Origin of the sequence: Kitasatospora sp. NPDC051170, assembly GCF_044455705.1 — a bacterium.
Lineage (GTDB): Bacteria > Actinomycetota > Actinomycetes > Streptomycetales > Streptomycetaceae > Kitasatospora.
Map to the genome: position 1 here is coordinate 438606 of NZ_JBITFA010000002.1, position 12662 is coordinate 451267.

Here is a 12662-nt window from a genome sequence, read left to right on the forward strand (position 1 = left end):
GGTCAGCCGACGCGTCGACAGCACAGGAACAGCTGTTCCTCCGGCCGCAGCGCGGTACTGGCCGGAGCGTACGGGTGCCCCGAGCACTCCTCGACGGCGAAGCCCGCGGCAACCAGAACCCGCTCCAGATCCTCCCTCAGATAACCACTGATCCGCAGCTCTCTGCCAAGGAACGGAAGCGGAACGTGATCCAAGTCCGTCTCCACCGTGCCGAGGGCCAGCAGGCCGCCGGGTTTCAGCAGGGTGCGGAGCCGGGCCAGGACGGCGGGGATGTCGTTCTGCGGCAGCATGATCAATGAGAAGAACGCGGTGACGGCGGAGAACGTCTCGACGCCCGCCGGACCGAGGCCGGGGAGGTTCCAGGCGCGGGCGGCGCGCTCGGTGGCCAGATCGTAGAGGTCGATCCGATGGAATGAGGGCGGGTACGGGCCGGGGTGGTGCGCGGCCCGGGCGAGCGAGAGCATTCCGTCCGAGAGGTCCACACCGGTCACCCGCAGCCCGCCGGCCGTCAGCTGCCGGACCGTCGGGTCCCCGCTGCCGCAGCCGACGTCCAGGACCCGGGCCCCGGGCTCCAGCTCCTCCAGGAGGCGGCGCCCGCAGGCCAGTTGTCCGCTCTTGGCGGGGAACGCCTCGCCGTACCCGGTGCCGATCGAGTCGAACTCGGCGGCCTGCAGGGCCCGGGCCGTCCGGCGGCGGTGCTCGTCGGCCTCCTCGCCCCCGCCCACGGGGAACGCGTCTGATATCCGTCCGGTCGTCACGATGAGAGGCACCCTTCCACCCGTGGCCTCCGCCCGCACCGGCCCCGCCGGGGTGTTGCCGGCGGACACTCGTGTGTGCACTTGGCATCCGAGAATAAGCGTGATCACCGGGGGATGGGGTCCCTTTCCGGCCAACTCGTCATGGTTGGGCCGATGTGCGCGGTCTCGCGGAAGCACATCGGTGTGGCCGGGGTGGTGCACTCGGCCCCGCACGCCGCGTGGCGCGCCGGGGTGGCGGTTCTGACCTGCGGTTTTACGTGTTCCGCAGGCTGACAATAGGACGTTTATCGAACGTCAATCGCGGAGGTGCAGAGTAGAGCCCAGCGCCGGGGAAGCGTTGAGGGCGCTCCCGCAGCCGGGGGGCTGCGGGAGCGCCGTGACGCGAAACGGGGGAGGCGCTCCGTCGGGGGACGGAGACCTTCACGGCGCGGGGGGAGATGAAGGAGGCTCGGTGTGCTGCCGGGAGATGAGATCCGCCACGGGCGAGGACTCAGGCACACCGAGCCGCGTGAAGATCGCGTGGGCCTCCGAGAGGCACGCGAGACCACGGGCCGGCTGGGCGAGGGCGAGCAGGGCCTCGCCGAGCGCGGCGTTGGCCAGGCCCTGGCAGTAGGCGGAGTCCATCTCCTGACCGATGGCCAGGGAGTTGCCGGCGGCCTCGGCGGCGTCCGCGTACTGCTCGGAGGCGAGCAGGGCGGAGGCGAGGCGGGCGAGGGTGTAGCCCTCCCAGAGGGGGTTGCGCTGAGTTTTGTACAGCTGATGCGCCTCCCGCAGGTGCGGGACCGCCTCGGCGCCGGAGAGGACGACGCCCAGCTGGTAGAGGGTCTGGGCGAGCAGCGGGCCGTTCCTGGACTCCCGCGCGGCGGCGACCCCGTCACTGACGGACTTGATCGCCGTCGCCGTCATGCCGAGCCGGTGCTGGACCCGGCCGATGTTGCCGATCAGCCGGGCCTCGCCGAGCGAGGTGCCGATCTGCCGGTTGACGGCGAGGGCCCGTTCGAGGAGCGGCAGGGCCTCGGTCGGACGGTTCCCGATGCTCAGGATGATGCCCAGGGTGTTCGTCGTGGCCATGTGCAGGACGGTCAGGTCCTCGGGTGTCTGGTAATCGAGGCTGCGGCGCAGCGACTTCTCGGCGCCCGGGAAGTCGCTGGTGATGGACTGGAGGGTGCCGAGGGCGAAGTACGCCCGGGAGAGAACGGCCGGGTCCCCGTGCTGTTCCGCGTCGCGGCTGATCTTCTCCAGGACTCGGCATCCCCGGGGACCGAGGGTCGGGTCCGGGTCGATGCCGAACATGAGGTTCAGCAGGTCGATGGCGGACCGCTGCAGGCCGGCGGAACCGTGGGCGGCGACCTCGACCGCGCTGAGCAGCAGGGAGCCCTCGACGTGGAGCCAGTCCTGCGCGGAGCCGCTGGTCGGCAGGCCGATCCCCGGAGAGGCGGGCGTGGTCAGCAGCTCGGGAAGCGTTCCGTTCGGTTCGATGGCCTGAGCGGCGTTGCGCATGGTCGGGACCAGCTGGTCGAAGAGCCGGCGGACCGCCTCCTCCTGGTCCGCGGTGTCGCCGGTCCGCTCGTTCCGCCGCTGGGCGTAGAGGCGGAGCAGGTCGTGGTAGCGGTAGCGGCCGGGAGTGAAGCACTCCAGCATGTTCGCCTCGACCAGTGCCTCGGCGAGGTCCTCGGCGGTGTCCTCGTCCGTCCCGAGCAGCGCGGCGGCGGCCGACAACGGGATGTCGGGGGAGTCGATCAGGGCGAGGAGTCGAAAGGCACGCGCCTCGGGGGCGGAGAGCTGTCCGTAGCCGAGCCCGATGGTGGTCTCCACCGCGAGGTTACCGAGTTGGAGCTCGTCCAGGCGTCGCCGCTGATCGGCTAACCGTCTCGCCAGGTCGGAGACGCTCCAACGGGGCCGACTGGCCAGCCGCGCGGCGGCGATGCGGACGGCCAGGGGCAGGAAACCGCAGGCGGTGACGACGGTCATGGCGGCCTCCGGCTCGGCATCGACCCGCTGTTCGCCGACGATGGCGGAGAACAGCGACAGCGCCTCGTCCGGCGTCAGCTCCTCGACGTCGAAGAGCTGGGCGCCGGGAATGCCCGCCAGCCGGGACCGGCTGGTGGCCAGCACCGCGGAGCCGGAGACACCCGGAATGAGCGGCCGGATCTGTTCGGCGTCCCGAGCGTTGTCCAGCAGGATGAGCATGCGTCGGCTGGCGAGCAGCGAGCGGTAGAGGGCGGAGCGCTGCTCCAGCGAGTCGGCGGTCTCGGTGACGCCGAGTGCGTGCAGGAAGTCGCCCAGGACGACCACCGGGTCGGCCGGCGAGGCACCTGCTCCGCGCAGGTCGACGTAGAGCTGGCCGTCGGGGAACATGGACCGCACCCGATGGGCGACGTGTACGGCGAGTGTGGTCTTGCCGACGCCGCCGATTCCGGCCAGTGAGGTCACCACCACGGCCTGGCCGGTGGCACTCATCAGAACGTCCGAGAGATCGTCCACCAGCTTCGGGCGCCCGCTGAAGTCTGATATGTCGGCGGGGAGTTGCGCCGGAGCCGGGGGAGCCGTGGGACCGTCCGCGCGGGGCGAGGCGGGCACGGAGGGCAGGGTCAGCGCCGGGTCAGCGGCCAGGATGCGGTTGTGCATCGTGGACAGGCCGGTTCCCGGTTCGACCCCGAGCTCCTCGATGAGCAGCTTGCGGGTGTCGGTGTAGACGCCGAGCGCCTCGGCCTGGCGCCCGCAGCGGTACAGCGCGAGCATCAGGAGTTCGCGCAGTCGCTCGCGGAGCGGGTGTTCGGCCGTCAGGTTGTTGAGCTCGCCGACGATCTCGGCGTGCAGGCCGATGTCCAGGGCGGCGGAGCAGAGTTCCTCGGAGGCGGCCACCCGGCGTTCGGCGAGCCGCAGTCGCTGGGCGTCGGCGTAGGTGCCGGGGATGCCGATGAGCGGCGGGCCGCTGAACAGGTCCAGTGCCTGGGTCAGCAGCCGGTGCGCCTCGTGATGGTCGCTCGAGGCGCGGGCGGCCGCGGCCTCGGCGGTGAGCCGCTCGAAGACCGTCAGGTCGAGGGCGGGGCCCGGGATGCGCAGGGCGTAGCCGTCCGCGACGGACACCAGGAGTTCGGCGGGCTTGCGCATCTCGCGGCTGGGCTCGATGACGGCGCGCAGACGGGAGACGTACGTGCGGAGCGCGGCCACGGCCTGGGTCGGCGGGCGGTCGCCCCAGAGCCCGTCGACCAGGTCCTGGGTGGTGACCGGGCGGCCGGCGTGCAGGAGAAGGGCGGCCAGAACGGCCTGTTGTTGGGGGGTGCCGAGGGTGAGGGGTTTGCCGTCCAGCCAGGCTTGGACCGGGCCCAGGACTTGGAAGCGCAGCGCAGGCGTCGGCGGCGTCTCCCGAAACTCCATGAAGTCCCCCGATGGCCTGTGGTGTCGATTATGCGGAGGGCGTTCGGCGGTCCCGCCGCGGTGCCTCAGCCTAGGCGGGCGCCCGACTTGATCGATCGGCACCGCAAGCCGGGCGATGTTTATCGGACATTTAGTCAACCCTACGATACTGTCCGCGCGCCCGTGCCAAGCAGGTGGGGCCGAACACAATTGATGACCGAAAGGCGGCCGCCCAATGGCCAACGACCAGAGCGAGACCCAGGTGCCGGCGACGTCCCACGACGGGGCGAAGACCGGGGCCCCGGCCGCCGCTGTGGAGGCGGGCAAGGCTGTCGAGGGCGCGGTGGCCGCGACCTCGAACCCGACCGATTACACCGCGCCGAACGCCGACCGGAAGGCTGCGTTCGAGGACGACCTCTTCGGCGACGAGGCCGACCACGTGGTGGAGCCCGCCAAGCCGGCCACCGACGAGCCGGGCAAGAAGTACGGGCCCCAGGACGTCATCATGGGCCACCCGTAAGTCGGCTGCCCCGCCGCCCCTGCGACCGGTTCGGTCGCGGGGGCGGTGTGCGTTTCGGGTGGGTCAATTTCCGAAGCGATGCCGATCGGTGGCCGATTTGTGTCCTCGGTGCACGCATGGTGACCAGGTTTATCCGTAACGTGCCCGGCGGCGCGTGGGGGTCGGTGTTCCGGAATTCCGGATTCATCCCCGGGGCGGCAAAGCCCGAAATGAAGCCGTTCGCGTGGATTCCGCCGTAATTACGAGAGCTGATCGCATTCGGCTGAATCGCGGGGTTCCGGCTCGGCGGGGGAGACGTGGTTCGGTTCGGCGGTCCATTCGCGGCCGCCGCCCTGGGGGCGGAGGTAGTGCTCGCCGCCGAGGGTGTCCATGTAGATGCCGGTGCGACCGGTCCGCCGGTCGTGGACGAGTTCGCCCGCCCGGGGCCGGTAGGCCGGGGTGCTGCGCTGCCGGATGTTCACCGCACTGCTCCTCGCTGTGGTGGGCGACTGGCCAGCATCTCTAGAGAAGCTAATATCTCTAGAGATGTCAACGGTTGTCGTATCTCCTTACCGGCAGCCGCGGGCGCGCCTACGATTCATCCGTGGCAGAGGGAGCGGCGATGAACGGCAGCAGTGGCGAGAAACAGCCCAAGTACCAGCGGATCGCCGACTCGCTCAAGGCGGCCATCGAGGCCGGCCGCTACCGCGCGGGGGACCGCCTGCCCGGCGAGAACGACCTCATGGACGAGTACGGCGTGGCCCGGATGACCGCCCGTCAGGCGCTCGGCGTCCTGCAGAGCGAGGGCATCGCGGAGGCCCGGCGCGGGGCGGGCGTGTTCGTCCGGGACTTCCGGCCGCTGCGGCGGCGGGGAATCCAGCGGCTGGCGCAGGGGCAGTGGGGGTCGGGCCGGTCGATATGGTCGGCGGACATCGACAACCGCACCCTGGTGGTGGACCAGGTCTCCGTCACCGAGCAGGGCGCGCCCGAGCACGTGGCGCGGGTGCTGGGGGCGGACCCGGGCGCACCGATGTGCGTACGGCACCGCCGCTTCGTCCTGGACGGCAAGCCGGTGCTGCTCTCCACCTCGTACCTGCCCGCCCTGCTGGTCGCCGGGACGGCCATCACCCGCGAGGACACCGGCCCCGGCGGCACCTACGCCCGGCTGGCGGAGATCGGCGCGAAGCCCGTCCACTTCCGCGAGGAGGTGCGCTCCCGCATGCCCAGCGCCGAGGAGTCCTCCCGCCTCGACCTCACCGCCGGCACCCCCGTCATCCTCATCTGCCGCACCGCCTTCGCCGACGAGGGCCAGGTCGTCGAACTCAACGAGATGATCCTCGACGCCGCCTCCTACGTCCTCGAGTACGACTTCGACGCCTGAGCGCCGCGGCGGGCGACACCGGTACTACTGGTAGTGGTACCGGGCCTTGAGGATCACCACCTGCTTTTCGTCGGCCCGATAGATCAGCCGGTGCTCATCGTCGATCCGGCGCGACCAGTAGCCGGCCAGATCGCCCTTGAGGGGTTCGGGCTTGCCGATTCCGCTGAACGGGTCGCGTTGGATCTCGCCGATCAGACGGGTGATTCGCTGGGCCATCTTCCGGTTCGAGCCGAGCCAGAACAGGAGGTCCTCCCAGGCGCGCGGGTCGAAGTGGATACTCCTCACACCTCACCCGCCAGGGCTTCCAACTCCTCCAAGGTCCTGCTGACGCCAAGGTGGCCCGCCTTGTCGCGGGCGACGGCCTCCATGAGTCGCTGGGCGTTGGCGGGGGAGCGCAGGAGGTAGATCGTCTCCTGCCAGGAGTCGTAGTCCTCGGCGGACATGATGACCACGTCCCCGCTCCTTGATGTGATTCTTATCGGGGTGTGATCGTCGTTGACCTTCTTGATCAACGGGAAAAGCTGGGTGCGTGCTTCGCTTGCGCTGATCGCCATCGACGTGCCTCCATCGTTGCTCGAGTTATCGGTACTGCAATGGTACGAGTTTCCGGTACGAGATGCCATGGGAAAACCGCCCCGGCCACAGGGGCGGCCGGGGCGGTTCGGGGGCGTGCGGGCGGAGTTGCGCGCCTCGGGGTTACTCCTTGGAGCGGATGCGGAGGTTGGTGATGAGGGGGCCCTCCGTCGTCTCGCGGAAGAAGTCGTTGCCCTTGTCGTCGACGACGATGAAGGCGGGGAAGTCCTCGACCTCGATGCGCCAGACGGCTTCCATGCCGAGTTCGGCGTACTCCAGGACCTCGACCTTCTTGATGCAGTCCTGGGCGAGGCGGGCGGCGGGGCCGCCGATGGAGCCGAGGTAGAAGCCGCCGTGGGTGGCGCAGGCGTCGGTGACCTGCTTGCTGCGGTTGCCCTTGGCGAGCATGACCATGGAGCCGCCGGCGGCCTGGAACTGGTCGACGTAGGAGTCCATGCGGCCGGCGGTGGTGGGGCCGAAGGAGCCGGAGGCGTAGCCCTCGGGGGTCTTGGCGGGGCCGGCGTAGTAGACCGGGTGGTCCTGGAGGTACTTGGGCATGCCCTCGCCGGCGTCCAGGCGCTCCTTGATCTTGGCGTGGGCGATGTCGCGGGCGACGACCAGGGTGCCGGTGAGGGAGAGGCGGGTCTTGACCGGGTACTTGGAGAGCTCGGCGCGGATCGCGGACATCGGCTGGTCGAGGTCGACGCGCACCACGTCGTCGTCCAGGTGCTCGTCGGTGGTGTCCGGCAGGTACTTCGCCGGGTCGGTCTCCAGCTGCTCCAGGAACACGCCCTCGGCGGTGATCTTGCCGAGCGCCTGGCGGTCGGCGGAGCAGGAGACGGCCATGGCGACGGGCAGCGAGGCGCCGTGGCGGGGCAGGCGCACGACGCGCACGTCGTGGCAGAAGTACTTGCCGCCGAACTGGGCGCCGATACCGATCTTCTGGGTGAGCTCGGTGACCTTGGCCTCCAGCTCGAGGTCCCGGAAGCCGTGGCCGGTCCTGGCGTCGCCCGAGGTCGGCAGGTTGTCCAGGTAGTGCGCGGAGGCGTACTTGGCGGTCTTGAGCGCGAACTCGGCGCTGGTGCCGCCGATCACGATGGCCAGGTGGTACGGCGGGCAGGCCGCGGTACCCAGGGAGCGGATCTTCTGCTCCAGGAACGAGAGCATGCTCGCCTCGTTCAGGATGGCCTTGGTCTCCTGGTACAGGTACGACTTGTTGGCGGAGCCGCCGCCCTTGGCCATGAAGAGGAACTTGTACGCGTCGCCGTCGGTGGCGTACAGCTCGATCTGGGCCGGCAGGTTGTTGCCGGTGTTCTTCTCGTCCCACATGGTCACGGGGGCCATCTGGGAGTAGCGCAGGTTGAGCTTCGTGTACGCGTCGTAGACGCCGCGCGCGATCGAAGCCTCGTCCGCGCCGGAGGTCAGCACGTTCTGGCCGCGCTTGCCCATGACGATCGCCGTGCCGGTGTCCTGGCACATGGGCAGGATGCCGCCGGCGGAGATGTTGACGTTCTTGAGCAGGTCGAGCGCGACGAAGCGGTCGTTGGGGCTGGCCTCGGGGTCGTCCAGGATGCGGCGCAGCTGGGCGAGGTGGGCGGGGCGCAGGTAGTGCGAGATGTCGTGCATCGCCTCGGCGGTGAGCAGGCGCAGTGCCTCGGGCTCGACCTGGAGGAAGGTGCGGCCGCCGGCCTCGAAGGTGGAGACGCCTTCGGAGGTGAGCTTGCGGTACGGGGTCGGGTCAGCGCCCAGGGGGAGCAGGTCGCTGTACTCGAAGTCTGGCGTGGGAGCCATGGGGGCGGTCCTTAGGTGTCCAGGTGGTCCGGCTGCGTCGGCGAAGCACCATCCAGGGTAGGACCCGTGCCCGGCGCCTTCGCGGACGGGGCACCGGGCGTGACCGGGCTCACTCGTGCTGGAGTGCGACCCACTAGGCTGGTGCCCGTGGACAACTCGCCGCCGCAGGACGACCCGGGGCAGCCGCCGGTGCCGGCGCCCGTACCGATGACCAAGCCCGAGCACACTCCCGAACCCAGGCTCGCACGGAAGCCGGTGGCGCACGCCCCGGTCGAGCACGCGGAGATGCGCGTCTCGGACGCCGACCGCGAGCGCGTCGCCGAGCTGCTGCGCGACGCGTACGCCGAGGGCCGGCTGGACGCCGAGGAGCACGCGGAGCGGATCGAGGCCGCGTACTCCGCCAAGACCTTCGGTGAACTCGTCCCGCTCACACGGGATCTGCCGACCCACCGCCCGATCTCCTTCGAGAAGCCGCCGCTGGAGGTTCCGCGCCAGGCTCCGGCCCCGGCGGCCCCGCAACTGCCGCCCGCGCGCCAGGAGTCGCCGTCGATGGTGGCGGTGTTCGGCGGGGCCTCGCGCCGGGGCCGCTGGCGGGTGGGCTCGCACCTGCGGGCGTTCGCCGCCTTCGGCGGGGTGGACATCGACCTGACGGACGCCGTGTTCGAGTCGCCCGAGGTGGAGATCGAGGTGACGGCCCTGTTCGGCGGGGTCGAGATCCGGGTGCCGGAGAACGTCAGCCTGCACGGCGGCGGGGTCGGCATCTTCGGCGGCTTCGACGTCAAGGAGCAGACCGCGGCCGATCCGTACGCGCCGGTGGTGCGGGTCAAGGGCATTGCGGTGTTCGGCGGTTGTGACGCGAAGCCGCGCCGCGGCAAGAAGGTCAGGGAGTGGGTGCGCAAGCAACTCGACTCCGAGTGACGGGCGTTGCCGTTGGCGGGTGTCGGGCCGGGGATCAACTCCCGGTTCGGCACCCGTCGTTGCGTCGAGTGCACTCCGTAGCCGATTGCGTGCAGTGTGCATGAATCGGGGCCGGGCGGGGTAGGTGCCCCGCACATCGCTTCTTGTACGGCTGTGCACCGGAGGCGGCCCAGCGGCCGGTTCGGGGCTGGACAGCGGGGGCTCGCAGCCGGGCAGGAGAGCGAGGTTCCCCCGTGTCCGAGAGCCTCGTCAGGAGTACGGCCGTGCTGCATCCGATCGAGTCCCGCACCACCTCGCCCGTCCTCGCCGCGCAGGTGCTGGAGCGCCCCCCGGCGCCCCGGCCCCAGGCGCAGCCGCCGGTCGGCCCGGCGAGCGGCCCGGCGAGCGGGTCCCCCGCGGGGGAGGACAACCCCTGGCACACCGGCGCGGCCTGCCGCAGGGACGAGGTGGGGCTGTTCTTCGCGCCGTCCAAGGAGCCCACGGCGGCCCGGCTTTCGCGCGAGGAGCAGGCCAAGCGGGTCTGTGCGCGCTGCCCGGTGCTGCTGGAGTGCCGGGAGCACGCGCTGGCCCAGCCGGAGCCGTACGGCGTCTGGGGCGGGCTGACGGCCGCCGAGCGGCGCGTGGTGCTGGCCCGGCGCCGTCGGCGGGACGCGGAGCTGCGGGAGGCGGCCCGGGTGGCGGCCGCGGGGCGGCGCCGGATAGCGGGTTGAGAGCTCCCGGGGGCGGCCGGGGAGGTCAGGGGCGGCGGACGCACCGCGGCCCCGGCGGAGGGGGATTCCGCCGGGGCCGCGAGGAGCGTCGCGGGGTGCCTCAGTTGGCGCGGTCGAAGTCGATCGCGCTGTAGGCCCGCAGCTTCGCCAGCTTGTGCACCGAGTTGATCTCGCGGATGGTGCCGCTCTTGGAGCGCATCACCAGGGAGCTGGTGGTGGCGGTCTCCGAGCGGTAGTGCACGCCGCGCAGCAGCTCGCCGTCGGTGATGCCGGTGGCGACGAAGAACACGTTCTCGCCGCTGACCAGGTCGTCGGTGGTGAGCACCCGGTCGAGGTCGTGCCCGGCGTCGATGGCCTTCTGGCGCTCGGCGTCGTCCTTGGGCCACAGGCGGCCCTGGATGACACCGCCCATGCACTTCATCGCACAGGCGGCGATGATGCCCTCCGGGGTGCCGCCGACGCCCATCAGCAGGTCGATGCCGGTGCCCTCGCGGGCGGCCATGATGGCGCCGGCGACGTCGCCGTCGGAGATGAACTTGATCCTGGCGCCCGCCTCGCGGATCTCCCGGACCAGGCCGTCGTGGCGCGGGCGGTCGAGGACGACGACGGTGACGTCCTCGACGGCGCTGCCCTTGGCCTTGGCGACCCGGCGGATGTTGACGGCCGCCGGGGCGGTGATGTCGACGAACTCGGCGGCCTCGGGGCCGGCGACCAGCTTGTCCATGTAGAACACGGCGCTGGGGTCGAACATGGTGCCGCGGTCGGCGACGGCCAGGACGGCCACCGCGCTGTTCATGCCCTTGGCGGTCAGCGTGGTGCCGTCCACCGGGTCGACCGCGACATCGCACTCGGCGCCGGTGCCGTCGCCGACCCGCTCGCCGTTGTAGAGCATCGGGGCTTCGTCCTTCTCGCCCTCGCCGATGACGACGACGCCGTTCATCGAGACGGTCGAGACCAGGGTGCGCATCGCCTTGACGGCTGCGCCGTCCGCGCCGTTCTTGTCGCCGCGGCCGACCCACCGGCCGGCGGCCATGGCCGCCGCCTCGGTGACCCGGACGAGCTCGAGCGCGAGGTTCCGGTCGGGAGCCTCGGGCGCGACCTCCAGGGAGCTGGGGAGGTGGTGCGGGTACTGCGTGGTCATCGTCGTTACCTCTCTGTACGCGACGGCCAGTGAGCGCCCGACTACTGCCTGGTCGAACGCCGTGGTGAGGGTCCTGCGATCGTATCTGCCCACGAATGGCCTGTCTGTGGCGCGGGTCCCCCTCGGCCGGCGGAACACCCCGGTTCGTCCCGCTTCACCCGTACGTGGGCACCCCTGGTGGCGGGCGCGGCGTATGGATGAGTCACCATGTGGGGGTGGCTGGAGAGAGCAAGGGCATGAGGGGCCGGCAGACCGTACGGGACATGGTCCTGTCGATGCTGGCCGTCGGTGTCGTGGTCGGGATCGGGTACGCGTTCCTGCCGCACGACGCGAAGGGCGACGGGGTGCGGGTGGTCTCGTACACGGTGGAGGCGAGCACGGCCAAGCGTGCCGCGCCGTACCCGGTGCTCTCCCCGCAGGGGCTGTCGGACAAGTGGCGGGCCACCTCCGTCAGCTACCGGGCGGCCGCGCTGGGCGAGGGCAAGGGCAACGCCTGGCACCTGGGCTTCGTGACGCCCTCGGGCCAGTACGCGGCGATCGAGCAGAGCGACCTGCCGCGCGAGGCGGTGCTCGCCGACAAGGTCTCCGGCGGGAAGCCGGACGGCACCTCCGAGGTGGCCGGGCGCACCTGGGACCGGGTGCAGGGCGACAAGGCCCGCGCGCTGACCGTGCAGAACGGCGGCGGCACCACGGTGCTCACCGGCACCGCCTCGTACGAGGAGCTGGCCGAGCTGGCGCAGTCGCTGACGTAGGACTCACGCGCAGGGGCCCCGCACCGGACGGATCCGGTGCGGGGCCCCTGCGCGTGCGCGGGGTGCGACTCAGACGGTGGTGACGACCTGGTCGTACTCCAGGCGCGGGGAGCGCGGGAACCAGGCGTCCTCGCCCGGCTTGCCGATGTTGACGACGGCCAGGACCGAGTGGTCGCCCTCGCCGAAGAACTCCTTGTTGATGCCCTCGGCGTCGAAGCCGGTCATCGGGCCGGCGGCCAGGCCGGCGGCGCGGACGCCGATGATGAAGTAGGCGGCCTGCAGGGCGCCGTTCAGCGCGGCGGAGCCCTCACGGACGGCGCGCTCCGAGAAGAAGACGTCCTTGGCCTGCGGGAAGTGCGGGAACTGGGTCGGCAGCTCCTCGTGGAACTCGTTGTCCGCGGCGAGGATGGCGACCAGCGGGGCGGCGGCGGTCTTGGCCTTGTTGCCGTCCGCGAGGTGCTGGACGAGGCGCTCGCGGCCCTCGGTCGAGCGGACCAGGACGACGCGCAGCGGCTGCTGGTTGAAGGCGGTCGGGCCGTACTTCACGAGGTCGTAGATCGCCTGGACCTGCTCCTCGGAGACGGGCTCGTCGGTGAAGGTGTTCGCGGTGCGGGCCTCGCGGAACAGCAGGTCCTGGGCGGCGGCGTCGAGTACCAGGGCGTCGGTGGTCATGCTTCTGCACCTCAAGCTGGAGGGGGGTTCGTCGGTGTGACCGGCCGCGGCCGATCGCTTCTTCCAACATAGGTGAAGATTCAACGATTCCCCAAGCCGTTGTGACG

At 71.0% G+C, this 12662-nt stretch carries 13 protein-coding genes; 5 read left to right on the forward strand and 8 right to left on the reverse strand.

What is annotated here, in order from left to right; all coding sequences use genetic code 11:
* Positions 1–2: 2 nt before the first annotated feature.
* Both ACIBCA_RS05540 and ACIBCA_RS05545 read right to left on the reverse strand, forming a co-directional pair.
* Positions 3–758 carry a methyltransferase domain-containing protein gene (locus tag ACIBCA_RS05540; protein WP_396281514.1) on the reverse strand — a complete coding sequence of 252 codons (756 nt, stop codon included), beginning with the start codon at positions 756–758 and terminating at the stop codon, positions 3–5.
* Positions 759–1178: 420 nt separating this feature from the next.
* Positions 1179–4139, reverse strand: a complete 2961-nt coding sequence (locus ACIBCA_RS05545) for a BTAD domain-containing putative transcriptional regulator (RefSeq protein WP_396281515.1) — start codon at positions 4137–4139, stop codon at positions 1179–1181.
* A 214-nt stretch (positions 4140–4353) separates the two neighbouring features.
* On the opposite strand from ACIBCA_RS05545, the gene ACIBCA_RS05550 reads away from it, so the two are divergent.
* The gene (locus tag ACIBCA_RS05550; protein WP_396281516.1) at positions 4354–4638 is read left to right on the forward strand and encodes a hypothetical protein; all 285 of its coding nucleotides are present in this window, start codon (positions 4354–4356) and stop codon (positions 4636–4638) included.
* 239 nt (positions 4639–4877) lie between these two features.
* Here ACIBCA_RS05550 and ACIBCA_RS05555 read toward each other — a convergent pair whose 3' ends face one another.
* Positions 4878–5099 carry a hypothetical protein gene (locus tag ACIBCA_RS05555; RefSeq protein ID WP_396281517.1) on the reverse strand — a complete coding sequence of 74 codons (222 nt, stop codon included), beginning with the start codon at positions 5097–5099 and terminating at the stop codon, positions 4878–4880.
* 140 nt (positions 5100–5239) lie between these two features.
* Between ACIBCA_RS05555 and ACIBCA_RS05560 the strand changes: the two genes are divergently transcribed.
* Entirely contained in the window at positions 5240–5998 is a 759-nt protein-coding gene (locus ACIBCA_RS05560) for a GntR family transcriptional regulator (RefSeq protein ID WP_396281806.1), read from the forward strand.
* Positions 5999–6022: 24 nt separating this feature from the next.
* Here ACIBCA_RS05560 and ACIBCA_RS05565 read toward each other — a convergent pair whose 3' ends face one another.
* From ACIBCA_RS05565 to ACIBCA_RS05575, 3 genes are all read right to left on the reverse strand, one after another.
* A complete protein-coding gene (locus ACIBCA_RS05565; RefSeq protein ID WP_396281518.1) occupies positions 6023–6283 on the reverse strand; it encodes a Txe/YoeB family addiction module toxin in 261 nt (86 codons plus the stop codon).
* The gene (locus ACIBCA_RS05570; protein ID WP_396281519.1) at positions 6280–6552 is read right to left on the reverse strand and encodes a type II toxin-antitoxin system Phd/YefM family antitoxin; all 273 of its coding nucleotides are present in this window, start codon (positions 6550–6552) and stop codon (positions 6280–6282) included. Before ACIBCA_RS05570 ends, ACIBCA_RS05565 begins: the two co-directional genes overlap by 4 nt.
* 142 nt (positions 6553–6694) lie before the next feature.
* Complete coding sequence (locus ACIBCA_RS05575) at positions 6695–8362, reverse strand: fumarate hydratase (protein WP_396281520.1); 1668 nt, start codon at positions 8360–8362, stop codon at positions 6695–6697.
* A gap of 147 nt (positions 8363–8509) precedes the next feature.
* On the opposite strand from ACIBCA_RS05575, the gene ACIBCA_RS05580 reads away from it, so the two are divergent.
* A complete protein-coding gene (locus ACIBCA_RS05580) occupies positions 8510–9280 on the forward strand; it encodes a DUF1707 domain-containing protein (RefSeq protein ID WP_396281521.1) in 771 nt (256 codons plus the stop codon).
* Positions 9281–9594: 314 nt separating this feature from the next.
* Positions 9595–9990, forward strand: a complete 396-nt coding sequence (locus tag ACIBCA_RS05585; protein WP_396281807.1) for a WhiB family transcriptional regulator — start codon at positions 9595–9597, stop codon at positions 9988–9990.
* 100 nt (positions 9991–10090) lie between these two features.
* Here the strand turns inward: ACIBCA_RS05585 and glpX are convergent, their stop codons facing one another.
* A complete protein-coding gene (gene glpX, locus ACIBCA_RS05590) occupies positions 10091–11131 on the reverse strand; it encodes a class II fructose-bisphosphatase (protein ID WP_396281522.1) in 1041 nt (346 codons plus the stop codon).
* A gap of 215 nt (positions 11132–11346) precedes the next feature.
* Between glpX and ACIBCA_RS05595 the strand changes: the two genes are divergently transcribed.
* Positions 11347–11883 (forward strand): DUF4245 domain-containing protein, encoded by a 537-nt coding sequence (locus tag ACIBCA_RS05595; protein ID WP_396281523.1) that lies wholly within the window; start codon positions 11347–11349, stop codon positions 11881–11883.
* Between the two features lie 69 nt (positions 11884–11952).
* Here the strand turns inward: ACIBCA_RS05595 and ACIBCA_RS05600 are convergent, their stop codons facing one another.
* The gene (locus ACIBCA_RS05600; protein ID WP_396281524.1) at positions 11953–12555 is read right to left on the reverse strand and encodes a malonic semialdehyde reductase; all 603 of its coding nucleotides are present in this window, start codon (positions 12553–12555) and stop codon (positions 11953–11955) included.
* Positions 12556–12662: the final 107 nt, after the last annotated feature.